The 21,009-nt window shown below is 71.4% G+C and carries 24 protein-coding genes; 7 read left to right on the top strand and 17 right to left on the bottom strand.

Going from position 1 to position 21,009, the window contains the following annotated elements:
* Positions 1 to 55: 55 nt before the first annotated feature.
* Positions 56 to 1,147: a sensor histidine kinase gene (locus KV100_RS11825; RefSeq protein WP_220343246.1), complete on the bottom strand. Its 1,092-nt coding sequence runs from the start codon at positions 1,145 to 1,147 to the stop codon at positions 56 to 58.
* Positions 1,148 to 1,211: 64 nt separating this feature from the next.
* Here KV100_RS11825 and KV100_RS11820 point away from each other — a divergent pair, with 64 nt between their 5' ends.
* Complete coding sequence (locus tag KV100_RS11820; RefSeq protein ID WP_220343245.1) at positions 1,212 to 1,601, top strand: nuclear transport factor 2 family protein; 390 nt, start codon at positions 1,212 to 1,214, stop codon at positions 1,599 to 1,601.
* Between the two features lie 4 nt (positions 1,602 to 1,605).
* On the opposite strand, the gene KV100_RS11815 is transcribed toward KV100_RS11820, so the two are convergent.
* Genes KV100_RS11815 through KV100_RS11805 form a run of 3 tightly spaced genes read right to left on the bottom strand, consistent with a single transcriptional unit; the run spans position 1,606 to position 4,764 of the window.
* Positions 1,606 to 2,106: a GNAT family N-acetyltransferase gene (locus KV100_RS11815; protein WP_220343244.1), complete on the bottom strand. Its 501-nt coding sequence runs from the start codon at positions 2,104 to 2,106 to the stop codon at positions 1,606 to 1,608.
* A 6-nt stretch (positions 2,107 to 2,112) separates the two neighbouring features.
* A complete protein-coding gene (gene purL / locus KV100_RS11810; RefSeq protein WP_220343243.1) occupies positions 2,113 to 4,419 on the bottom strand; it encodes a phosphoribosylformylglycinamidine synthase subunit PurL in 2,307 nt (768 codons plus the stop codon).
* 30 nt (positions 4,420 to 4,449) lie between these two features.
* Complete coding sequence (locus KV100_RS11805) at positions 4,450 to 4,764, bottom strand: cupin domain-containing protein (protein ID WP_220343242.1); 315 nt, start codon at positions 4,762 to 4,764, stop codon at positions 4,450 to 4,452.
* 82 nt (positions 4,765 to 4,846) lie between these two features.
* Between KV100_RS11805 and eis the strand changes: the two genes are divergently transcribed.
* Positions 4,847 to 5,998: an enhanced intracellular survival protein Eis gene (gene eis / locus KV100_RS11800; RefSeq protein ID WP_220343241.1), complete on the top strand. Its 1,152-nt coding sequence runs from the start codon at positions 4,847 to 4,849 to the stop codon at positions 5,996 to 5,998.
* 25 nt (positions 5,999 to 6,023) lie between these two features.
* On the opposite strand, the gene KV100_RS11795 is transcribed toward eis, so the two are convergent.
* The 11 genes from KV100_RS11795 to KV100_RS11745 all read right to left on the bottom strand — a co-directional run bounded on the left by KV100_RS11795 (position 6,024) and on the right by KV100_RS11745 (position 14,138).
* Entirely contained in the window at positions 6,024 to 6,869 is an 846-nt protein-coding gene (locus KV100_RS11795) for a siderophore-interacting protein (protein WP_220343240.1), read from the bottom strand.
* 35 nt (positions 6,870 to 6,904) lie between these two features.
* Positions 6,905 to 7,321 carry a VOC family protein gene (locus KV100_RS11790; RefSeq protein ID WP_220343239.1) on the bottom strand — a complete coding sequence of 139 codons (417 nt, stop codon included), beginning with the start codon at positions 7,319 to 7,321 and terminating at the stop codon, positions 6,905 to 6,907.
* 62 nt (positions 7,322 to 7,383) lie between these two features.
* A complete protein-coding gene (locus tag KV100_RS11785; protein ID WP_220343238.1) occupies positions 7,384 to 8,604 on the bottom strand; it encodes an Nramp family divalent metal transporter in 1,221 nt (406 codons plus the stop codon).
* A 63-nt stretch (positions 8,605 to 8,667) separates the two neighbouring features.
* A complete protein-coding gene (locus KV100_RS11780; protein WP_220343237.1) occupies positions 8,668 to 9,156 on the bottom strand; it encodes a hypothetical protein in 489 nt (162 codons plus the stop codon).
* Between the two features lies 1 nt (position 9,157).
* Positions 9,158 to 9,571, bottom strand: coding sequence for a hypothetical protein (locus KV100_RS11775; protein ID WP_220343236.1), 414 nt, complete (start codon positions 9,569 to 9,571; stop codon positions 9,158 to 9,160).
* A gap of 109 nt (positions 9,572 to 9,680) precedes the next feature.
* On the bottom strand, positions 9,681 to 9,983 hold the full coding sequence (locus tag KV100_RS11770) for a GNAT family N-acetyltransferase (protein WP_220343235.1): 303 nt from the start codon (positions 9,981 to 9,983) through the stop codon (positions 9,681 to 9,683).
* A gap of 31 nt (positions 9,984 to 10,014) precedes the next feature.
* Complete coding sequence (purQ, locus tag KV100_RS11765; RefSeq protein WP_220343234.1) at positions 10,015 to 10,683, bottom strand: phosphoribosylformylglycinamidine synthase subunit PurQ; 669 nt, start codon at positions 10,681 to 10,683, stop codon at positions 10,015 to 10,017.
* Positions 10,680 to 10,952, bottom strand: a complete 273-nt coding sequence (gene purS / locus KV100_RS11760) for a phosphoribosylformylglycinamidine synthase subunit PurS (RefSeq protein WP_220343233.1) — start codon at positions 10,950 to 10,952, stop codon at positions 10,680 to 10,682. Before purS ends, purQ begins: the two co-directional genes overlap by 4 nt.
* A gap of 163 nt (positions 10,953 to 11,115) precedes the next feature.
* On the bottom strand, positions 11,116 to 12,666 hold the full coding sequence (locus tag KV100_RS11755) for a long-chain fatty acid--CoA ligase (RefSeq protein WP_220343232.1): 1,551 nt from the start codon (positions 12,664 to 12,666) through the stop codon (positions 11,116 to 11,118).
* Between the two features lie 138 nt (positions 12,667 to 12,804).
* Entirely contained in the window at positions 12,805 to 13,674 is an 870-nt protein-coding gene (locus KV100_RS11750) for a phosphoribosylaminoimidazolesuccinocarboxamide synthase (protein WP_220343231.1), read from the bottom strand.
* A gap of 26 nt (positions 13,675 to 13,700) precedes the next feature.
* Positions 13,701 to 14,138 carry a nuclear transport factor 2 family protein gene (locus KV100_RS11745; RefSeq protein ID WP_220343230.1) on the bottom strand — a complete coding sequence of 146 codons (438 nt, stop codon included), beginning with the start codon at positions 14,136 to 14,138 and terminating at the stop codon, positions 13,701 to 13,703.
* Positions 14,139 to 14,224: 86 nt separating this feature from the next.
* On the opposite strand from KV100_RS11745, the gene KV100_RS11740 reads away from it, so the two are divergent.
* Complete coding sequence (locus tag KV100_RS11740) at positions 14,225 to 14,659, top strand: MarR family winged helix-turn-helix transcriptional regulator (RefSeq protein ID WP_220343229.1); 435 nt, start codon at positions 14,225 to 14,227, stop codon at positions 14,657 to 14,659.
* Between the two features lie 3 nt (positions 14,660 to 14,662).
* On the opposite strand, the gene KV100_RS11735 is transcribed toward KV100_RS11740, so the two are convergent.
* Positions 14,663 to 15,805 carry a serine hydrolase gene (locus KV100_RS11735; protein ID WP_255566129.1) on the bottom strand — a complete coding sequence of 381 codons (1,143 nt, stop codon included), beginning with the start codon at positions 15,803 to 15,805 and terminating at the stop codon, positions 14,663 to 14,665.
* Between the two features lie 123 nt (positions 15,806 to 15,928).
* Between KV100_RS11735 and KV100_RS11730 the strand changes: the two genes are divergently transcribed.
* Both KV100_RS11730 and KV100_RS11725 read left to right on the top strand, forming a co-directional pair.
* The gene (locus tag KV100_RS11730) at positions 15,929 to 16,570 is read left to right on the top strand and encodes an ABC transporter ATP-binding protein (protein WP_301021499.1); all 642 of its coding nucleotides are present in this window, start codon (positions 15,929 to 15,931) and stop codon (positions 16,568 to 16,570) included.
* A complete protein-coding gene (locus tag KV100_RS11725; protein ID WP_220343226.1) occupies positions 16,567 to 18,102 on the top strand; it encodes a DUF6297 family protein in 1,536 nt (511 codons plus the stop codon). Before KV100_RS11730 ends, KV100_RS11725 begins: the two co-directional genes overlap by 4 nt.
* A 16-nt stretch (positions 18,103 to 18,118) precedes the next feature.
* Here KV100_RS11725 and KV100_RS11720 read toward each other — a convergent pair whose 3' ends face one another.
* Complete coding sequence (locus KV100_RS11720; RefSeq protein WP_220343225.1) at positions 18,119 to 19,066, bottom strand: YafY family protein; 948 nt, start codon at positions 19,064 to 19,066, stop codon at positions 18,119 to 18,121.
* A 63-nt stretch (positions 19,067 to 19,129) separates the two neighbouring features.
* On the opposite strand from KV100_RS11720, the gene KV100_RS11715 reads away from it, so the two are divergent.
* Both KV100_RS11715 and KV100_RS11710 read left to right on the top strand, forming a co-directional pair.
* On the top strand, positions 19,130 to 20,143 hold the full coding sequence (locus KV100_RS11715) for an ABC transporter ATP-binding protein (protein WP_308290277.1): 1,014 nt from the start codon (positions 19,130 to 19,132) through the stop codon (positions 20,141 to 20,143).
* Positions 20,140 to 20,949, top strand: a complete 810-nt coding sequence (locus KV100_RS11710; protein WP_220343224.1) for an ABC transporter permease — start codon at positions 20,140 to 20,142, stop codon at positions 20,947 to 20,949. Before KV100_RS11715 ends, KV100_RS11710 begins: the two co-directional genes overlap by 4 nt.
* The last annotated feature ends 60 nt before the right edge of the window (positions 20,950 to 21,009 follow it).

Below are 21,009 nucleotides of genomic sequence, written 5' to 3'. Positions count from 1 at the left end.
CGCACGAGTGTAGGTGTGCGGTGTGGCCTGCGTCACGTCTGGTGCGGCCGGACCCTCATCTCTCGGCGCCCGGCGCGTACTTGGGCACCCGGACGGTGACCTTCGTGCCGGCGCTCGGTGCGGTCTCGATGACGATCCCGTACGCGTTGCCGTAGACGGTGCGCATCCGCTCGTCGACGTTGCCCAGGCCCACCGAGTCCCCCGCGCTGTCGCCGGCGAGGGCACGGCGTACGCGGTCCGGGTCCTCCCCGACCCCGTCGTCCTCGACGGTGATCACCGCCTCGTTGCCCGCGTCGCGGGCGATCACGACGACCGTGCCGCCGTCGGCCTTGCGTTCCAGCCCGTGACGTACGGCGTTCTCGACCAGCGGCTGGATCGAGAGGAAGGGGAGCCGGACGGAGAGGACCTCGGGAGCCACCTGCACGGTGACGTGGAGGCGGTCGCCGAAGCGGGCCTTCTCGAGCACGAGGTAGCGCTCGATCGACTGCAGCTCGTCGGCCAGGGTGGTGAACTCCCCGTGGCGCCGGAACGAGTAGCGGGTGAAGTCGGCGAACTCGAGCAGCAGCTCGCGCGCCCGCTCGGGGTCGGTCCGGACGAACGACGCGATCGCGCCGAGGGAGTTGTAGACGAAGTGCGGTGAGATCTGGGCTCTCAGCGCCCGCAGCTCGGCCTCCATCAGCGCGGTACGGGACTTGTCGAGCTCGGCCAGCTCGAGCTGGCTGGACATCCAGCGCGCGACCTCCGTCGTCGCGCGGGCCAGACCGGCCGAGCTGGTCGGTGACCTCACCACGAGGGCACCGACGACGGTGTCCTCGACGGTCAGCGGTGCCACGATCGCGTGCGGGTAGTGCGCGTGCGGGGTGCTGAACGCCTGCGTGGCGCCAGCCGCGATCGCCTGTCTCGCGAGCTCCATCGCGTCCGAGCGCCGCTCGCGGGAGCCCTCGACCGCGAGGACCTGCTCGGTGTCGGTGAGCGCGACCGACGGTGCGCCGAGGAGCGTCCGCAGGTGCTTGAGCGAGGCGGAGGCGCTGTCCTCGTCGAGGCCCCGGCGCAGCGCCGGCGCGGCCAGCGAGGCCGTGTGCAGCGTCTCGTACGTCGCCCGGTCCTCGGCCGACCCGAGCGAGCGACGGGACCACGGTGTCCACATGGGTGGAGAGTGTGCCACGCGTCGGCAGTGGAGCGCTGTCCGTCGGCCGCTCTACGGTGGACTGATGGAGCCGTCACACCCACGCGCCTTCGCCGACCAGTGGTGCGCCGCCTGGAACGCCCACGACGTCGAGGCCGTTCTCGCCCACTTCGCCGACGACGTCGTCTTCAGCTCCCCCGTCGCCGCTGCGCTCCTCCCCGACAGCGCCGGTGTGCTGCGCGGCAAGGGGGCCCTGCGGCACTACTGGACCGAAGGCCTCCGTCACGTGCCGGACCTGCGGTTCGAGGTGCTCGGCGCGTACGCCGGGCTGGACACCCTCGTCATCCACTACCGCAACCAGAAGGGCGGGCTCGTGTGCGAGGTGCTGCGGCTCCGCGACGGGCTGGTCGTCGAGGGACACGGGACCTACCTCGCGTCAGAGAGCGACACCGACCTCGCCGGCACCGGGCGCTGAGGGGTCAGCCAACCGGCTTCTCGAACCGTGCCAGGGTCTTGCACCGCCCTGGGAACTCACGATCGCCGCGCTCGACGAACCCGAGGTCGGCGTAGTACGCACGAAGCCCGGCGTTGGCCGCCGCGCAGTCGAGCCGAACGCTGGTACGCCCCGCGTCGCGGGCGCGACCGGCCACCCAGTCCAGCAGCGCTCCACCGAGCCCGCGTCCACGGTGGGCCCTCCGCACCATCAGCCCGTGCACGTACAGCGCGTCGTCGGCCGCAGGATCGACGAGATCGTCCCAGATGGCGGGGTCGGCCTCGAGCACCCGGACCGTCGCGCTGATCGCTCCATCGTCGCGGACGACCCACCACTGCTGCCGGGCGATCTGGTCGCGCACCTCGTCCGCCGTAATCTCACCGGGCTGCCACTGGGTGATGCCCGACCCGAGCTGCCACCGTGCGAGGTCGTCGCGCAGCGACACGACCGCCTCGGCGTCCGCCCGGTAGGCGCGGGTGGGGAACACCGGCGCTCAGGCCCCCATGGCGGCCGGGATGGTGGTCGACCAGCGGTCTCGAAGCTCCGCCACCGGGACGGAGAACGCCCCCTCGACCGTCAGCGCCTCTCCTCCGGTCTCACCGATCCGCGTGACCGGGACGCCGTACGACGCGGCAAGGTCGGTGAACCCCTCGACGTGGTCGGGCGCGACCGCCACCAGGGCCCGGGCCGTGGACTCGGAGAACAGCGGCACGAAGTCGTCCCCACCGAAGGGCCCGCCGTCGAGCGACACCGTCGCGCCGACACCGTGGCGGATCACCGCCTCGGCGAGGGCGATGGCCAGGCCGCCGTCGGAGAGGTCGTGCGCGGCGGTGGCGAGCTCACGCCGCGCCACCTCCACCATCAGGTCCGCGAGCGCCTTCTCGGCCGCGAGGTCGACCTGGGGCGGACGTCCACCCAGGTGGCCGTGCGCCACCTGCGACCACGCCGAACCGTCGAGCTCCTCGCGCGTGGTGCCGAGCAGGAGGACCACGTCACCCTCGGCGGCGAAGCCCTGCCTCACCCGCTTGGTGACGTCGGTCATCACGCCGAGCACACCCACGACCGGGGTGGGCAGGATCGCCGTCTCGCCGGTCTGGTTGTAGAACGACACGTTGCCGCCGGTGACCGGGATGCCGAGCGCGGCGCAGGCGTCCTTGAGACCCGACGTGGCCTGCTCGAACTGCCACATCACGGCCGGGTCCTCCGGAGAGCCGAAGTTGAGGCAGTCGGTCACCGCCAGCGGCAGGGCACCCGCGACCCCGACGTTGCGGTACGACTCCGCGAGGGCGAGCTGCGCGCCGGCGTACGGGTCGAGCTTGGCGAAGCGTCCGTTGCAGTCGGTCGAGAGCGCGACGCCGAGGTTGGTCTCCTCGTCGATCCGGACCACACCGGCGTCCTCGGGCTGCGCCAGGACGGTGTTGCCCCGGACGTAGCGGTCGTACTGGTCGGTGACCCACGACTTGTCGGCCTGGTTCGGAGAGCCGAGGACGTCGAGGAGTGCGGCCCGCAGCTCGTCGCCGCTCGACGGACGTGCCAGCGTGGCGGCGGTGTCGGCCTGCAGCGCGTCCTGCCAGGCGGGCCGGGCGTACGGGCGCTCGTAGGTCGGGCCGTCGTGCGCGACCGAGCGCGGCGGCACGTCGACGACGGTCTCGCCGTGCCAGTCGATGACCAGGCGCCCTGTCGTGGTGACCTCACCGACGACGGTGGCCTCGACGTCCCACTTCGCGCAGATCTCCATGAAGGCGTCGAGGTGGTCGGGCTCCACGACCGCCATCATCCGCTCCTGCGACTCGCTCATGAGGATCTCCTCCGGAGAGAGCGTGGAGTCGCGCAGCGGGACCGTGTCGAGCTCGACGTGCATCCCGCCGTCACCGGCACTGGCGAGCTCGCTCGTCGCGCACGACAGACCGGCGCCGCCGAGGTCCTGGATGCCGGCCACCACGCCGGCGTCGAAGAGCTCGAGCGTGCACTCGATGAGCAGCTTCTCCATGAAGGGGTCGCCGACCTGGACGCTCGGGCGCTTCGTCGGCCCTGAGTCGCTGAAGGTCTCCGACGCGAGCACCGAGACACCGCCGATGCCGTCACCGCCGGTGCGAGCGCCGTACAGGACGACCTTGTTGCCCTCGCCCGACGCGTGAGCGGTGTGCAGCTGCTCGTGGCGCAGGACGCCGACGCAGAGGGCGTTGACGAGCGGGTTGCCCAGATAGGTCTCGTCGAAGACGACCTCGCCCCCGATGTTCGGCAGACCGAGGCAGTTGCCGTAGCCCCCGACGCCGGCGACGATCCCCGGCATCACACGCCTGGTGTCCGGGGCGTCGAGGGGGCCGAAGCGCAGGGGATCCATCACCGCAACTGGGCGGGCGCCCATCGCGAGGATGTCGCGGACGATGCCGCCGACACCGGTGGCGGCGCCCTGGTACGGCTCGACGTAGCTGGGGTGGTTGTGGGACTCGACCTTGAAGGTGACCGCGTAGCCCTGGCCGACGTCGATCACGCCGGCGTTCTCACCGATCCCGGCGAGCGTCTTGCCGAGCGGCGTCTCCTGGGGGAGCTCGCCGAACTTCTTGAGGTGCACCTTGCTCGACTTGTAGGAGCAGTGCTCGCTCCACATCACGGAGTACATCGCGAGCTCGGCGCCGGTCGGGCGGCGCCCCAGGATCTCGACGATCTGCTCGTACTCATCGGGCTTCAGTCCCAGCTCCGCCCACGGCAGCTCCCGGTCTGGGGTGGCGGCGGCGTTCTCGACGGTGTCGAGGCGGGGCTTCGCGGAGGGAATGGTGGCGGCAGGCGCGTCGGTCACGGCACCAGCGTAGTCGTCGCTGCCAGGCGCCTACTCCAGCCAGTCCGTCACGAAGGTGTCGTTGGCGTGGATGTGTGTCGCGCGGTAGCCGCCCGGCAGGACGCGGAACTTGTGCGGGGTGTCGGGCGGGACGACGATCACGTGGCCTGCACGCCCCACGAGCTCCTCACCGTCGACGGTGAACAGTGCGCTCCCGGCATGGATCAGGAACGTCTCGGCGTACGGATGGGTGTGCAGCCGCGGGCCGCTGCCCTCGACCTGGGAGTCCGACTGGATGATCGAGACGCCCGCCCCGTACGCCGCTCCCTCGATGTTGTCGGTCGTGCCGACCTCGATGATGTGCATGCCACGACGCTAACCACCGGCAGCCTCCCGGACCTCGCGTATTTCCATCGCTCGCGGCTCAGGCAGCCACTACGGTCGTGCGGTGGAGATTCGTGATCTCGGCCTCGACTACCTCGACGCCGCGCTCGACGTCCGTTCGCGGTCCTTCGGTCCCCTCTCGTCGACCGACGTCGACCAGTGGAAGGGCATGGTCGCGCGAGCCGTCGACGTCGGTCGACAGCTGGCGGCCTACGACGGCAGCACGGTCGTCGCGACAGCGCGCATCAACGCCTTCGGGCAGTGGTGGGGAGGGCGTCGCCTGCCGATGGCGGGGATCGGCGGCGTCGTGGTGGCGCCCGAGCACCGTGGGAGCGGCGTCGGCTCAGCGCTCATGCGCGCGGTGCTCGAGCGCTCCCGCGAGCTCGGGTTCCTGGTCTCTGCGCTCTATCCGGCGACGACTGCTCCGTACCGCGCGGTCGGTTACGAGATAACCGGCACCCGGCGGGTCGTCGACGTCTCGACCGAGGCGCTGAGGCGGTTGTCCGGAGAGCCGGTCCGGCTCCGCCGCGGCGGGCCTGAGGACGCCGCCGAGCTGACCCGCCTCCTCGCGGCCGGATACCAGGCGCGTCGCCAGAGCGGCCCCTTCGACTGGGATCCCGTCGAGGTGGCCGTCGACCTGGCCGACGACGAGATCCTGACCTACCTCGCCGACGACGGGGTCGTCTCGTACGCCTTCGCCGGTGACCACCTGGAAGTCCAGACTCTGGGTGCCGCATCGACCTCGACGCTGCGGGCGTTGTGGCGGCTCGTCGGGTCCGGGTCGTCCACGCGGTCCTCGGTACGGGTCGCCCTGGGGCCGCACGACCCGCTGTTCTGGATGCTGCCCGACAACGAGGTGGCCGTGCACCAGACACAGTGGTGGATGCTGCGGCTGGTCGACGCCCCTGCGGCCGTCGCCGCGCGCGGCTTCCCCGCCGCGATCGACGTCGAGGTGCCCCTGATCCTGACCGACCCGCTCCACGAAGGCTCGTCGGGTCGACACCTGCTCGTGGTGTCCGGTGGTCAGGGGGTGCTGCGCCGTACCGAGGGGGCGGGCGGCGTGGCGCTCGGGCCGCGCGGGGCCGCGGCGCTCTTCGGTGGGACGCCGCTCGCCACCCTGCGCGCTTCGGGGCTCGCCGACGGAGGCGACCCGGAGGACGACCCGCTGCTCGATGCGGCCTTCGCGGCGACGCCGTACATGACCGACTACTTCTGAGCCGCGGCACGGCCCAGGCGCCGTGTCAGACCTTGGGCTGGGCGCTCTTCCAGGCCCGAAAGCCCTCCTCGGTCTCGCCGCAGCGCCAGTAGCCCGACAGCGAGAGTCGCTCGCGCGGCACGCCCCGCTCATGGAGAAGGTAGGAGCGGAGCTGCTTGAGAAGACCGCACTCGCCGTGCACGAACACGTGCGGCTCACCGGCCGCCCAGTCGTGGGCGCGGACGGCGTCGGCAAGGAGCGTGGTGGTGCCGGCGGGCGCTCCGTCACGGTGCAACCACGTCAGCGTCACGTCGGCCTCGGAGACCACCGGCTGCTCGTCCTCGGGACCGTCGACCTCGACGTAGGCGTGGACCCGGGCGCCGGCAGGCATCGCCTCGAGCGCGGCCTGGATCGCGGGCAGCGCCGCCTCGTCACCCGCAAGCAGGTGCCACGCGGCGGACGGGTCCGGGGCGTACGCGCCTCCAGGGCCCGTCAGGTGCAGCACGTCGCCAGGCACGGCTCGGACTGCCCAGGGGCCGGCGACACCGGAGTCACCGTGGACGACGAAGTCGATGGTGATGCGGCCGTGCTCGACGTCGATCCTGCGGAGGGTGTAGGTCCGGACGACGGGCTGGGCTTCGGGCGGGTAGGAGCCACGGACGACGTCGAGGTCGAGCGGATCGGGGTAGTCCACACCGTCGACGAGGAACACGAGCTTGACGTAGGAGTCGGTGAATCCACCGAACCTGCGGGCGAACTCGCCGAACTGACGGCTGCCGAGCACGACACGCTGGATGTGCCGGGTGAGCCGGTCGCTGGAGACGACCTCGAACGCGAGAGGGGCGCGCCGGCCCGTGGTGGCGGACGACTCCGGCTGCGCCACGATGCTCATGTCAGGCACCCTAACTGCGGGGCCAAGAGACCGTCTCAGGGCAGGAGGTCGCGCCCGATCTCGCCCGGGTTGTAGGCGACCTCCCACGCGTAGCCGTCAGGGTCGAGGAAGTATCCGCTGTAGCCGCCCCACTCCCGCCGGGTGCCGGGCGAGCGGAGAGCTGCTCCGGCGGCGACGGCCTCCTCCAGGACCTCGTCGACCTCGGCGGGGGTGGCGACGTTGTGCGCGAGCGTCATCGGCGCGAAGCCGCCGCCTGTCGCGATCGGCCCGACCTCCTCCTCGAACGCACGGCGGTCCCACAGTGACAGGACGACCCGGTCGGCGACCTTGATCATCAGCACCTCCCCGGGGACGAAGAGGCTCGCCGTCCAGCCCAGACCGTCGACGAAGAACGTGCGGCTCGCAGCGACGTCGGCCACGGCCAGAGTGAGGAAGCTGACCCGTTGATCCATGGCGGGGAGCCTAGTGCGGACCGCCGACAACCGGTGCTGTCTCCCCGACGCCGGTGTCGGTCTCAGGCGAAGGTCAGCACCAGGAGCGCCACGTTGAGCACGATCACCAACGTCGCGACCAGGGCAGCGAGCGCCGTCGTGATCCGCCGGTTGACCGCCTCTCCCATCACCGCGGGTCGTGCGGTGAGCCACAGCAAGGGCACCAGCGCGAACGGGATGCCCATCGAGAGCACGACCTGTGAGCCCACCAGCGCCCACGACGGCTCGACCCCGAGCACGAGGATCACCAGCGCGGGGATCACCGTGACGATCCTCCGGGCGACCACCGGCACGCGGATGCGGAGCAGCCCGTGCATCACCTCCGCGCCCGCCGCACACCCCACCGAGGTCGAGGCGAGGCCAGAACCCAGGAGCGCCACGGCGAAGAGCAGCGCGACACCCGACCCGAGCTCGGAGGTCATCAGGGCGTGCACCCCCTCGAGCGTGTCCGTCCCCTCCAGGCCGGACAGGCTCGACGCGGCCATCAGGAGCAACGCGAGATTCAGCGAGCCGGCGATGACGAGGGCGACCACCACGTCGATCCGCGTCACAGCGAGCAGCTCGGAGACCGTCCGGCGCTCGCCACGCCGCCCGAGCCGCCCGGCGGTGAGTCCGGAGTGCAGATAGATCACGTGCGGCATCACCGTGGCCCCGATGATCGCGGACGCGAGCAGCACGCTCTCCGTCCCGGCGAAGGTGGGCACGAGCCCTTCGGCGACGGCGGCGGGCTCCGGCGGGGCGACCACGAGACCGGCGGTGAACCCGACCGCGATGAGCAGCAGGAACGCCATCACGACGCGTTCGAGCGCGCTCTGCCCGAACCGGTCGCCGACCCGCAGGACCACCATCGAGACAGCGACGGTCACGAGGGCGCCGGAGACCAGCGGGAGGTCGAAGAGAAGGTAGAGCGCGAGCGCGCCGCCGACCACCTCCGCGACGTCGGTGGCGATCGCGACGGCCTCCGCCTGCAGCCAGTAGGCGATCCGCGCCGGGCGCGGGAGCGTCTCACCCATGTGCGTCGCGAGAGACCGCCCGGTGACCAGGCCCAGCTTGGCGGACAGGTACTGGACCACGACCGCCATCGCGTTCGCGAGGACGACCACCCACACCAGCGTGTAGCCGAACGTCGCCCCCGCGGTGACGTTCGTGGCCACGTTGCCCGGATCGACGTACGCGACCGCGGCGACGAACGCCGGCCCGAGGAGCGCGACGTTCTTCGGGAGGCGGGGAGTGCGGAGGAACATCCTTTCAGGATGGCCCATGTTGCCGCCCCTCATGCCGCCGATCCCGATCGACGGACCACCGCCTCAGACGATCACGTACCAGACCCCGCCGGCCTCGACGAGGGCGAACACCGCGTTGCCCATGCTGACCGGGGCACCGGCGATCTGGCGCGGGTGCACCGTCGCGCTGTTGCCGTCCACGCGCGCGCCCCGCACCTCGATCCCGCGGTATGCCGCGAGGAGGCGACGATCGAGGTCGTCGAGCTGGTCGCGCAGCTGACCTTCGCACCGTGCGAGCGCCTCCCGCGACCTGATCGGGAAGCCGTCCGGCGCCGCGACCTCGCACGCCGCACGCACGTCCTCGCGGCCCAACGCTGTGAGCATCTGCTCGAGGGCGGCCGTCGGTGACCTCGGCGGAGGGGCCACCGACGCGGAAGCCGCACCGTGCCCGTCGACTCCGACCGAGCCGAGCCCGATAGCGAGCGTGATCAGGGCGACCCCGGTCGCCGCGAAGACGAGCGCGGCCAGGACCACCAGGGGTCCCGGGACGGAGCGCTCGGGGGAAGCTCGCACGTCAGCCCGCCACCACGTACCACTTGTCCTCGACACGGACCAGCTCGTAGACGTCCTCGCTGAAGGGAGCCGGAGCACCGACGATATCGGCGCCGGGGATCTCGACCCGCGAGCCGTGAGCCGGGACCTCCGACACCTCCACGTCGCGCAGCCGGCGTACGGCGCCGGGCCTGATCCCCTCGGCGTAGACCCGCATCGTCTCGGCGCACTCGGAACGAGCATCGTCGGTGAGCGGGCCCTGACGGTGGGCCATCATCTCGCACGCGGCCTCGTAGTCAGCGCTGCCCATCGCGACGAGCATGCGCTCCAGGCTCTCCGCAGGATCACCGGTCGGCCCCTTCCCTGCACCTCCCACGAGGCTCAGCGTGGCGACCACCGATGCGGTGACCGTCCACAGGACGAGCTTCGTGATCATGGACAAGACCCCCGAGTGCGGCTCTTCGACGTCGTTCGGGGGCTCTCCGATCCTCACCCGATCGGGGACGCTCCGCGAATCGAACGCCGGGATCCACGTCCGGGACGGGTCAGCGGGGTTCGACCAGGTCCTCGTACTCGGGGTGCTTGCCGACGTAGGAGGCGATGTAGGGGCAGGTCGCGACGACCTTCCAGCCCTTGGCGCGGATGTCGTCGAGAGCGGCCTTCGCGACCACCGCGGCGAGGCCACGCCCGCTCAGCTCGGGCTTCACCTCGGTGTGCACGAGCTGGCGCACACCGCGACGCGGGTCCCGGTAGACGATGGTCCCGCCGAGCTCGCCGTCGACCAGGAGGTCGTACCGGCTGTCGTCGGCGTTGTCCCCGACCTCGACGTTGCCTTCTGCCTGCACCATGATGCTCCTTCGTACGACGCCGGCCGCCCGGCTACCTGACGAGCGCGGTCAGCACCGACGTGAAGAAGCCCAGCCCGTCGGTGCCCGGGCCGCACAGGTCTTCGACCGCGTGCTCGGGGTGCGGCATGAGGCCCACCACGTTGCCGCGCTCGTTGGTGATCCCGGCGATGCCTCGCATCGAGCCGTTGGGGTTGTCGCCGACGTAGCGCGCGACGACCCGCCCCTCGCCCTCCAGGACGTCGAGCACCAGGTCGTCGGCGACGAAGCCGCCCTCACCGTTCTTGAGCGGGATGACGACCTCGTCGCCCGCCTCGTACGCGCTGGTCCAGGCAGTGGCGGCGTTGTCGATGCGGAGCCGCTGGTCGCGGCAGACGAACTTGCGGTGGTCGTTGCGGATCAGGGCTCCGGGGAGGAGGTGCGACTCGCACAGGATCTGGAAGCCGTTGCAGATGCCGAGAACCGGCATGCCCTCGTGCGCCGCCGCGACGACCTCGGTCATCACCGGCGCGAAGCGGGCGATGGCGCCGCAGCGGAGGTAGTCGCCGTACGAGAACCCGCCGGGGAGCACGACCGCGTCGACGGACCGGAGGTCGTGGTCGCCGTGCCAGAGCGCGACAGGCTCGGCACCGGCGAGGCGTACGGCACGCTGGGCGTCGATGTCGTCCAGCGAGCCGGGGAAGGTGACGACGCCGACTCTCATGCGGCCGGGCCCTCGGGCACGATCGACTCCTCGATCCGGACCGCGAAGTCCTCGATCACGGGGTTGGACAGGAGAGTCTCGGCGATGTTGCGGATCTCCGCGAGGCGTTCCTCGGTGATCTCGCCCTCCACCTCCAGCTCGAACCGCTTGCCCTGACGGACGTCGGCGACCCCGGCGAATCCGAGGCGGTCGAGCGCACCGTGCACCGCCTTGCCCTGGGGGTCGAGGATCTCGGGCTTGGGCATGACGTCGACGACGACACGAGCCACGGTGGCACTCCTTGGGAGGCGGTACGGGTTTCCGGCCCCGAGTCTAGCGGGGCCACCGTCGCCGCCCCGTCCCCGTTGTGATGGGTTGCGGTCGGTTTCTCACCGGGAGAGCGACCGGAACCCATCGAAACGCGGACGGGGCGTACGAGGACGGGCGTACGGGTCAGAGCTCGCGCTTGAGGATCTTGCCGGTGCTCGTCATCGGGAGCTGGTCACGGAACTCGACGATGCGGGGGTACTTGTAGGCCGCCATCTGCTCCTTGGCCCACGCGATCAGCTCCTCCTCGGTCGTTTCGTCGCCGGGGTTCTTGATGACGACGGCCTTGACCTCCTCGCCGTGGCTGTCGTGCGGCACACCGACGACCGCGACCAGCGAGACCGACGGGTGCGACATCAGCACCTCCTCCAGCTCGCGCGGGTACACGTTGAAGCCGCCGCGGATGATCATGTCCTTGGCGCGGTCGACGATGTAGTAGTAGCCGTCCTCGTCCTTCTTCGCGAGGTCGCCCGACCGGAACCACCCGTCCTTGATCACCTCGGCGGTCGCCTCGGGGCGGTTGTAGTAGCCCTTCATGACGTTCGGGCCCTTGATCGCGATCTCACCGATCTCGCCGACCTCGGTGATCTCCTTCCACTCCGGGTCGATGAGCTTCATCTCGACGTCGGGGATCGGGGTGCCGATCGACCCGGCACGCGGGGGCTGGCCCAGCGGGGCGAAGCTGGCGACCGGAGAGGTCTCGGAGAGGCCGTACCCCTCCAGGATGTCGATGCCGAAGCGTGCCGTGAACTCCTTGATGATCTCCACCGGGAGCGACGACCCACCGGCGGCCGCCGTCTTCAACGTACGGGCGACCTGCTCGGCGGTGACGTCGCTCCCCTCGAGTGCGCCGAGGAGCCCCCAGTACATCGTGGGGACGCCGGCGAAGAATGTCACGCCCTCCCTGACCATGAGCTGGAGCGCCGCCTCCGCCTCGAAGCGCGGGAGCATCACGATGGTGCCGCCATAGGCGAAGCCCGAGTTCTGGATCACCGTCTGCCCGAACGAGTGGAACAGCGGGAGCACGCAGAGGTAGACGTGCGGGTCGTCCGCGTCGGCCCCGAAGAGCCGGTCACCGATGAGGGCGTTGCTGATCATGTTGGAGTGCGAGAGCTCCGCACCCTTGGGCTGACCGGTCGTCCCGCTGGTGTAGAGGATCACCGCGGTGTCGGAGTCGGCGGTCTCGACCGTGTCGAACGTCGGCGGCTGGTTGCCGACCGCGGCACCGAAGGTCTCCGCGCCCTCGATCGGCGACGGGGCGGTCGGGTCGGCCGTGATCAGGAAGAAGTGCTCGCACCCCTCGGTCGCGTTGAAGCCGTCCCACGCCTCCTGACCGATCGGCAGCTCGGGCGTCCCCTGGAAGGCGAAGTACGCCCGCGCGTCGGAGTCGCCGAGGTGGTACGCGACCTCGCGCCCCTTGAGCAGGACGTTGAGAGGCACGACCGTCGCACCGGCCTTGAGGATGCCGTAGTAGACGACCGAGAAGTACGGGAGGTTCGGGCAGGACAGCGCGACCTTGTCGCCGCGGCCGATGCCACGCGACGCCAGGAGGTTGGCGACCTGGTTCGCGGCCGCGTCGACCTGGGGGTAGGTCAGGCGCATGTCACCGAAGACGATCGCGGCCCGCTCGGGGTACGACGTCGCCGAGCGTTCGAGAAGGGAGGCCAGGTTGCTCACCGCAGTGCTCCTGTTCGTGGTGTCCGTCAGGGGTTGCACCGGGGAGCCGCGGGGCTACCGGCCGGTGCGGGTGCCCCAAGAGTGACATGGAACACGTCGAGCCGGTCCGAGAGGGCGGCAGACGTGACGGGAACGCAACTAGAAGGTCTCGCCCGTGAGGGTCTCGTACGCCTCGACGTAGCGGGCGCGCGTCTTCTCGACGACGTCGTCGGGGAGCCGCGGCGGGGCCGAGTCTCCCGCGCGGTCCCACCCCGACTCGGACGAGGTCAGCCAGTCGCGGACGAACTGCTTGTCGTACGACGGCTGGACGTGGCCGGGCTCCCACCGGTCGGCCGGCCAGAACCGGGAGGAGTCCGGGGTGAGGAGCTCGTCGGCGAGGACCAGCGTGCCGTCGGACCGCAAGCCGATCTCGATCTTGGTGTCGGCGACGATGATCCCGCGCTCACGGGCGATCGCCTCACCGCGGCGGTAGACCTCGAGCGTGAGGTCACGCAGCTGCGCCGCGAGGTCCTCCCCGACGAGACCGGCAACCTGCTCGTACGAGATGGGCTCGTCGTGGCCGCCGTAGGCCGCCTTCGTGCTGGGCGTGAAGATCGGCTCGGGCAGCGGGGAGCCGTCGGTGAGCCCGTCGGGCAGCACGATGCCCGACACGACACCCGTGGCGCGGTAGTCGCTGAGCCCCGAGCCCGTCAGATAGCCCCGGGCGATGCACTCGACCTGCACCATGTCGAGCCGCTCGACCTCGATCGCGCGGCCGGCGACGACGTCGGGCACGTCGGTCGAGATGACGTGGTTGGGCGCGACGTCGCGGAGCTGGTCGAACCACCACAGCGACATCCGCGTGAGGATCTCGCCCTTGTCGGGAATCGGCGGGTCGAGCGCGTGGTCGTACGCCGAGATCCGGTCGCTGGCGACCATGAGCAGGCTGCCGTTGTCGAGCTCGTAGAGGTCGCGGACCTTGCCGGAGTAGACGTGCGTGGCTCCGGGGACGGCGTACGGGGCGGTCACGGTGCCAGCCTAGGGCTCGCTCGACCTCAGGCCGCGGGCAACCGGTTGTTGAGCGACCAGACCGGTGTCGCGCTCATGCGTGTGAGCCGCCAGCCCCGGTCGCCGCGCTGTGCCTCCATGTCGTAGACCTCCCCGAGCAGGAACGGCGCCGGGTCTGCGACGCCCTCGGCGAAGGCGACCAGCAGGTTCGCCCGGATCGTCGCAGTGTCGCCGTCGAGGTCGATCACGTGCCCGGTCACGCTGTGCCAGACGTTGCCCTGCGAGTGCTTCCGCGCAGCCTGCGCCACGAGGGCGTCGTGCCCCTCCGCGGTGCCGCCGAGCGTGACGACGCGCCCGTCCGGTGCGAAGACGTCTCGCAGGCCGTCGAAGTCACGCGTGTCGAGACACCGGCCGAGGCGCGAGACGAGGTCGACGAGATCAACGCGGTCGGTGTGGGAGTCACGGGCGGTCGGAGTGGTGGTCATGAGCGGCCTCCGTCATTCGTTGGGATATCCAACGATAGGTCATACCCATGATTCGTTCAACCCATGACTCCGAGTACCCTGCTGCCATGGATCTCGCCCATGCCCCTCGACGGATGACCGCACTCCCGAGCTGGCTCCTCGCACAGGCGGCGTCGGCGAGCGGCCGCATCGTCGCTGCAGCACTCGGCGAAGCCGGCGCGCACCGCACCCACTACGCCGTTCTCGTCGCTCTCGACGAGCGCGGTCCGATGAGCCAGTCGGCGCTCAGCGACAGCATCGGGGTCGACCGCAGCGACATGGTGCGACTGCTGGACGTCCTCGGCGACGACGGCCTGGTCGTGCGCGAGCCGGACTCGGAGGACCGGCGTCGCAACCTCATCGTGCTGACCCCGGCCGGCCGCGCGCGGCTGCGAGCGCTGGACCGGGTGCTGGCCACGGCGCAGGACGACGCGACGGCACGCCTCACCAGCGACGAGCGAGACCGCCTGGTCGACCTGCTCCGCAAGCTCCTCGGCGCGTGACCGTCACGCGTCCAGGCAGGCGTACACCGCGCGGAGGTAGCCCTCGCCACGGCGCGACCCGAGCAGGCCGTTGCTCATCCGGTTCATCGCGTACGTCGCCGTGACCCGGCGGTCGAGATCGTTCACGACGTACGAGCCGCCCCACCCTCCCCAGTGGCAGATCCGACCGTCAGGAAGGTACGGCTGTGTCGCCCGGTCCACGAGGGCATAGCCGATGCCCCATCGGAGCGGCGCGCCCAGCACGAGGTCGCGACCCTCGACCTGCTCGTCGAAGACCAGCTCGATCGTCTCCGGACCGAGGAGCTTGTGCCCGCCGACGGCGATGCCGTCGTGGCTCACCGCCGACTGGATCGTCGCGAGGGACCGAGCGTTGCCGTGGCCGTTCGCCCCACCGATGTCGGCACTGCGCCAGGCATCGGTGAGCGCGACGTTCGCGTGCAGCGGCGGGCCGCCGAGCGTCTGCATCGCGAGCGGACCGGGCTGCACGCCGGGAGGCAACTCCACACCTGTCGGGGCGATGATGTCGCTCACGCGGTCGTACGCGTCGCGCGGCAACCCGATGGTGAAGTCGGCACCGAGCGGGCCGGCGATCTCCGCGGCGACGAACTCCTTGAGCGTCTGGCCGGTGACCCGGCGTACGACCTCACCGACGAGGTGGCCGTAGTTCATCGCGTGGTAGCCGGACGCCGTCCCCGGCTCCCACCAGGGCGCCTGTGCGGCGAACCTCTCCGCCGCGCGCCGAGAGTCGAAGAGGTCCTCGACGACGCACGGCGGGTCCATGGCCGCGACGCCGGAGGTGTGGGCGAGCAGGTGACGCACCTCGACGTCGGCCTTGCCGTTCGCAGCGAACTCCGGCCAGTACGTCGCCACCTTCTCGTGCACGTCGAGCAGCCCGCGGTCGTGCAGCACGAGGGCGGCGAGCGCGGTCACCGTCTTGGTGCACGACCAGACGTTGGTGACGGTGTCCTCGACCCACGGCGTGGTCCGTCCGGCGTCGGCATGGCCTCCCCAGACGTCGACCACCAGGCGGCCGTCCTGCACGACGGCGAGAGAGGCTCCCACCTCCTCGCCGGCGCCCACGCGTCGGGCGAGCTCATCGACCAGCGGCTGGAAACGGTCGTCGTACGTGCCGTGGATCTCGGCCATGCGGGCTCCTGGAGCAGGGGGCGTGAGCGACTGAGCGCCCGCTCACCTTCCCATTCTGGCCGACGGCTGTCGAGCGTCGACGGCGTCGCCGGGCGCCTCGGAAGCCGGTGGCAGACTGACGCGGTGAGCCGCAAGTCGAAGAAGACACCTCCCCCGCTGGTCTCGGTCGACGATCTCCAGCACGCCTACGGGCACCGCGTCGTCTTCGACCACGTGACGTTCCACGTCCGGGCCGGTCGTTGCCTGGTGCTGCGTGGCCCGAACGGGTCGGGCAAGACCACGCTCCTGCGCTGCCTCGTCGGCGACCCGCCGACGTCGGGCACGGTGTCGTACGACGGCCGCCGCGTGGACGAGTCCGACCCGCGGTTCCGTGCGGACGTGGCCACCGTCCTCGGTGACCTGGACTTCTTCCCCGACCTCACCGTCCTCGAACATCTCGACCTCCTTGCTCGCGCCCACGGCCAGCCGCCGGATCGGGCGGAGGCGGTGCTGGAGGCGGTCGGCATCGCCGCCGTGCGCGACCAGTTCCCCGGCACGCTGTCGTCCGGCCAGCGGCAGCGCCTCGCCCTGGCGACGGCCTTCGTCCGGCCGTACCGGCTGCTGGTGCTCGACGAGCCGGAGCAGCGCCTCGACACCGACGGCCAGGAGTGGTTGGCCAACCGCCTGCTCGACGACAAGCGCGGGGGTGCCGCGATCGTGATGGCGACCCACGACCCGGACCTCGCCGCAGCCGTGGGAGACGACGTGCTCGAGCTCGGCGCGTGACCACCTCGGTCGCCCCGGCGCAGCCCGTCCCGTCGCCGCGCGCGATGCGTCGGCGGCTGACGCGTGTGCGCCGAGCCCACGCCAACCGCACGTGGTTGCAGGTCGCGGAGGACGCGTACGTCGCGATCTTCTCGCTCCTCATGCTCGGGGTCGTCGTCGGTGCGGCGATCGCCCAGGTCCACCACGAGCTGCTCGGCTGCCCCACCGCGGGGTGCGGGGTCGTCCGCGAGGAGCTGCCGGTGGTGGCCGCCGTCGGCACGGTCGGCGTCGTCCTCCGGGCGCTCGCCTCGATCGGTCCGGTGGTGAGCGACGCCGCGTTCGGCCAGTGGGTGCTCGCGACCCCGGTGGCCCGTGGCGGCCTCCTCCGCCGCGCGTTCGCCGCCGCCGTGGGCGTGGCGGTCGTGACGACCGTGGCGCTGCCAGGCCTCGCGATGACGGGGACGACCGCCTCGGCGGCGACGGTCGTGACGGTCCTGGTCGGGGCAGCGGGGGTGGGCCTGCTCGCCACCGCCGCCGCGACCGCCGCTCAGCCGCACCCCGGCGCCCGTCGCACGGTCGCGGTGGTGGGTGACCTGCTGCTCGCCGTGGCCGTCGTGCTCGCGGCGGCAGTGGCGCTCGGGTGGTCCTGGCAGGTGTCGGTCGAGCGGTCGTCCGCCAGCCTGGTCGCCGGCGGCCTGGTGGTCCTGGGCCTGGTGGCCGTCGTGCTCGCATCGACGCGGGTGAGCCGGCTGACTCGCGCGGACGTCCAGCCCGGTGGTGCGCTGGTCGCCGGGCTGTCCGGTGCGGCGTACGGGCTCGATCCGTCGTTGGTGGGAGAGGTGCTCACCGCGCGCCGCTACCGTCTGCTCGGCGCGCGCCGCTCGTGGCGCGGGATCGGTCGAGGCTTCGGCGCCGTCGTCGCGCGCGAGGCGATGCGGCTCGGCCGCTCGCCCCGGCGGGTTCTCGCGTTGGCGGCAGGCGCGGTCGTCGTGGAGCTCGGGGCGGCGACCGGTCTTGGTTCGGTGACGACCCTGCTGGCGGTTGTCGTCGGCTATGCGGCGACCCGGTGGACCACCGCGTCCCTGCGGATCGTCTGGCGCTCGCCCGGCCTGCGGCGGGCCCTCGGGATCGACGACATGGCGCTCCTGGTCGGGCTCGCCGTGCCGGGCGTCGTCGTGTGCGCCCTGTGGGCAGCGGGCGTCACCGCACTCCTCCCTGACGCCTCCGTGGTGACGGGGATCGTGCTGACGGTGGCGATCGGCAGCGGCATCGTCCGTTCGGCCGCGTCGGCGCCACCGCGCTTCGACGGGCCGTTGGTGACCAGCCCGATGGGCGCCTTGCCTCCCGGGGCGGTCGGGGCGGTCGTCCGTGGACCCGACGCCACCGTCCTCGCGGCCATCGCTCCGACGCTCGGCGCACCGACCGGATGGTCCCTCGCCCTGGCGGCGCTCGTCGCGGCGTGGGTCCTGTGGCGGGCGCTCGCGGCGGTCGGAGACACCCGCCCGTACAGCGAGCGCGTGCTCGAGGCCGCCCGCGAGAAGCGGGAGTCCTGACCCGACCTGACGACGGTCAGCGGGAGCCGGCGAGCATCTCCCCCGTACGGCGCAGGTGCTCGGCGAGAGCGGCGGGCTCGGCCTGCTCGTACGGGGCACCCACCGCCGCGAGCACGAACACCACCCAGTCCAGGGTGTCCACGCTCATCGTGACGCGGCACCGCTCGTCGCCGTCGGGCTCGACCGTGCCCCACCAGCGGACGACGTCGGCCACCTTCTCGGCCGGCGCGCGCACCACGAACGAGACGTCCGTGGTCGGCCGGAGTGCAGCGATCTTCTCGCTCACGAACGTCGCCGCATCGGGAGCCGGCAGCTCGCGCTGACGGAACCGGACACCCGTCGCACGCGGCTCGGACATCCGGTCGACCCGGAAGGTGCGCCAGTCGCCACGCTGGAGGTCGTACGCGACCAGATACCAACGGCGACCACGAGAGACCAGGCGGTGCGGCTCGACCGTACGGCGGCTCCGCTCACCGTCGGCGCGGTGGTAGACGATCTCGAGACGCTCGTCGTCGCGGCACGTCTGCGCGAGGACGGAGAGGAGCACCGCATCGGTCGACGGGCCGTACATCGGGCCCCGGTCGGTGTAGTCCTGCAGAGCCTTCACCCGCCGGCGCAGCCGCGGTGGCATGACCTGCACGATCTTGCTCAGCGCGCGGACGGCAGCGTCGTCGAACGCGCTCGTCCCCGTGCCGGCCGACGCCTGCAGCCCCACCGCGATCGCGACCGCCTCGTCGTCGGCGACCAGCAGCGGTGGGAGCGACGCGCCGGCCTGCAGCTGGTAGCCCCCGGCGGCGCCACGCGTGGCGTCCACCGGGTAGCCGAGCCCGCGCAACCGCTCGACGTCGCGTCGCAGCGTGCGCTCGCTGACGTCGAGCCGACCTGCGAGCTCGGGGCCCGTCCAGTAGCGATGGGTCTGCAGCAGAGACAGCAGCCGCAGCATGCGTTCACTCGATCCCGCCATGTTTCTCAGCCTAGAGGCTGAATCAGGACAAAACCTGTCCGGAAGCCACGAGACGGTAGGTCCATGGACACGATGATCGACACCCGGGGACTCACCAAGGAGTTCCGTTCCGGCAAGAAGACCGTCACCGCGGTCAAGGACCTCGACCTCCACATCGCCGACGGCGAGATGGTCGCGCTGCTCGGACCGAACGGCGCGGGCAAGTCGACGACGCTTCGGATGCTGACCACGTTGCTCGCACCGACGTCCGGCTCGGCCCGCGTGGCCGGGCTCGACGTGACGACGGACCAGCACGCCGTCCGCCGTGCGATCGGCTACATCGGCCAGGGCAACAGCGCCGGCCACTCGCAGCGCGTGATCGACGAGCTCGTCGTCAGCGGCAGGGCGTACGGGATGTCGCGGGGCGAGGCGCGCAGCCGCGCCGGCGAGCTGCTCGAGTCACTGGCCCTGAGCGAGCAGGCGACAAGGAAGGTCATGACACTGTCAGGCGGACAGCGGCGCAGGCTCGACATCGCGATGGGCCTCATCCACTCGCCCGGACTCCTGTTCCTCGACGAGCCGTCGACCGGGCTCGACCCGCAGAACCGTGCGAACCTCCAGCAGCACGTCGTCGACCTGCGACGCAAGCACGGGGCGACGGTCGTCCTCACGACGCACTACCTCGACGAGGCTGACGCCCTGGCCGAGCGGATCGTCGTGATCGACCACGGGCAGGTCGTCGCGGACGACACGCCCGACTCTCTCAAGGCCGAGCACGCCGGGGACCGGATCGCCATGACGTTCCCCCGCGTGGAGGACGCGGTTCGCGCGTCCGAGCGGGCGGCGGCGGCGTTCCCGGGAGCGCAGCTCGCCCACGACGGCACCGCGGTCGACCTCCAGGTCGCCGGGGGCGCCGGCCACGTCAGCGCGTTGATCACCGACCTCACGGGCGCAGGCATCGCGCCGGCAACCGTCGAGGTGGCGCGACCGACGCTCGACGACGTGTTCCTCGCCCTCACCGGCCGCAGCCTGCGCGAGGGCCGCACCGACCTCCGTACCGACCCGATCACCCAGACCACCGAGGAGGTGGCGGCATGACCGCCCTCGACACCCACCCCCGTACGACGTCCGCCCCGGCGGCGACCAGCCGGCCGACCAGCCAGCTCCACAACATCGGGCTCGTCTTCGGCCGCGAGCTGCGTCCCGTCGCCCACGACCCGTTCTCGATCGTCTTCGGGATCATCCAGCCGCTGTTCTTCCTCGGGCTGTTCACACCGCTGCTCGTGGCCTCGTCGGGGCAGTCGACGGCCGACACCCTCCAGTGGTTCGTGCCGGGCGTGATCGTGATGCTGGCGTTGTTCGGCACCTCCACGACCGGCTCCAACCTTCAGGTCGAGATGCAGACCGGTTCGCACGAGCGCACTCTCGTCAGCCCGCTGTCCCGCTCGTCGCTCATGATCGGACGCGCCCTGAAGGAGATCGTCCCGACGATCGTGCAGGCGCTGGTCATCGTCGGCGTCGCGGTGCCGTTCGGTTTCCGTCCCGACGTCGCCGGACTCGTCGTCGGGCTCGCGGTGCTGTCGGTGTTCTGCGTCGGGCTCGGCGCGCTGTCGTACGCGTTGGCGCTCGCGGTCAAGGAGAACCAGTGGGCGTTCTGGGGCGTCCAGCAGACACTGCTGTTCCCGCTGATGCTGCTCGCCGGGATCCTGCTCCCGCTCACCGGCGCACCGGGATGGCTCGAGGTCGCCTCCAAGGTCAACCCGTTGACGTACGTCGTCGACGCGGAGCGTGCCCTGATCGCGGGCACCTGGGACGGCGACGCGGTCGCCGGCGCAGTCGCTGCGACGATCACGTGCGCGTTTGGCCTGGTCGTCGGCGCGAAGGCGATGCGCGCCAGCAGCTGACCGCGACGAGAGAATCGGCGAAAGGATGAGGCATCGCGACCACCGGGTGGTCGCGATGCC

This window comes from Mumia sp. zg.B21, from assembly GCF_019550855.1.
Taxonomy (GTDB): Bacteria; Actinomycetota; Actinomycetes; order Propionibacteriales; family Nocardioidaceae; genus Mumia.
This window is presented reverse-complemented; position numbering and strand designations above follow the sequence as displayed.

Coding starts and splice junctions, on each gene's coding strand:
- KV100_RS11825 (WP_220343246.1), bottom strand. CDS start 1,147: ATGTGGACACCGTGGTCCCGTCGCTCGCTCGGGTCGGCCGAGGACCGG.
- KV100_RS11820 (WP_220343245.1), top strand. CDS start 1,212: ATGGAGCCGTCACACCCACGCGCCTTCGCCGACCAGTGGTGCGCCGCC.
- KV100_RS11805 (WP_220343242.1), bottom strand. CDS start 4,764: ATGCACATCATCGAGGTCGGCACGACCGACAACATCGAGGGAGCGGCG.
- KV100_RS11795 (WP_220343240.1), bottom strand. CDS start 6,869: ATGAGCATCGTGGCGCAGCCGGAGTCGTCCGCCACCACGGGCCGGCGC.
- KV100_RS11790 (WP_220343239.1), bottom strand. CDS start 7,321: ATGGATCAACGGGTCAGCTTCCTCACTCTGGCCGTGGCCGACGTCGCT.
- KV100_RS11785 (WP_220343238.1), bottom strand. CDS start 8,604: ATGTTCCTCCGCACTCCCCGCCTCCCGAAGAACGTCGCGCTCCTCGGG.
- KV100_RS11775 (WP_220343236.1), bottom strand. CDS start 9,571: ATGATCACGAAGCTCGTCCTGTGGACGGTCACCGCATCGGTGGTCGCC.
- KV100_RS11770 (WP_220343235.1), bottom strand. CDS start 9,983: ATGGTGCAGGCAGAAGGCAACGTCGAGGTCGGGGACAACGCCGACGAC.
- purQ (WP_220343234.1), bottom strand. CDS start 10,683: ATGAGAGTCGGCGTCGTCACCTTCCCCGGCTCGCTGGACGACATCGAC.
- KV100_RS11745 (WP_220343230.1), bottom strand. CDS start 14,138: ATGACCACCACTCCGACCGCCCGTGACTCCCACACCGACCGCGTTGAT.
- KV100_RS11740 (WP_220343229.1), top strand. CDS start 14,225: ATGGATCTCGCCCATGCCCCTCGACGGATGACCGCACTCCCGAGCTGG.
- KV100_RS11735 (WP_255566129.1), bottom strand. CDS start 15,805: ATGGCCGAGATCCACGGCACGTACGACGACCGTTTCCAGCCGCTGGTC.
- KV100_RS11720 (WP_220343225.1), bottom strand. CDS start 19,066: ATGGCGGGATCGAGTGAACGCATGCTGCGGCTGCTGTCTCTGCTGCAG.
- KV100_RS11715 (WP_308290277.1), top strand. CDS start 19,130: ATGGACACGATGATCGACACCCGGGGACTCACCAAGGAGTTCCGTTCC.
- KV100_RS11710 (WP_220343224.1), top strand. CDS start 20,140: ATGACCGCCCTCGACACCCACCCCCGTACGACGTCCGCCCCGGCGGCG.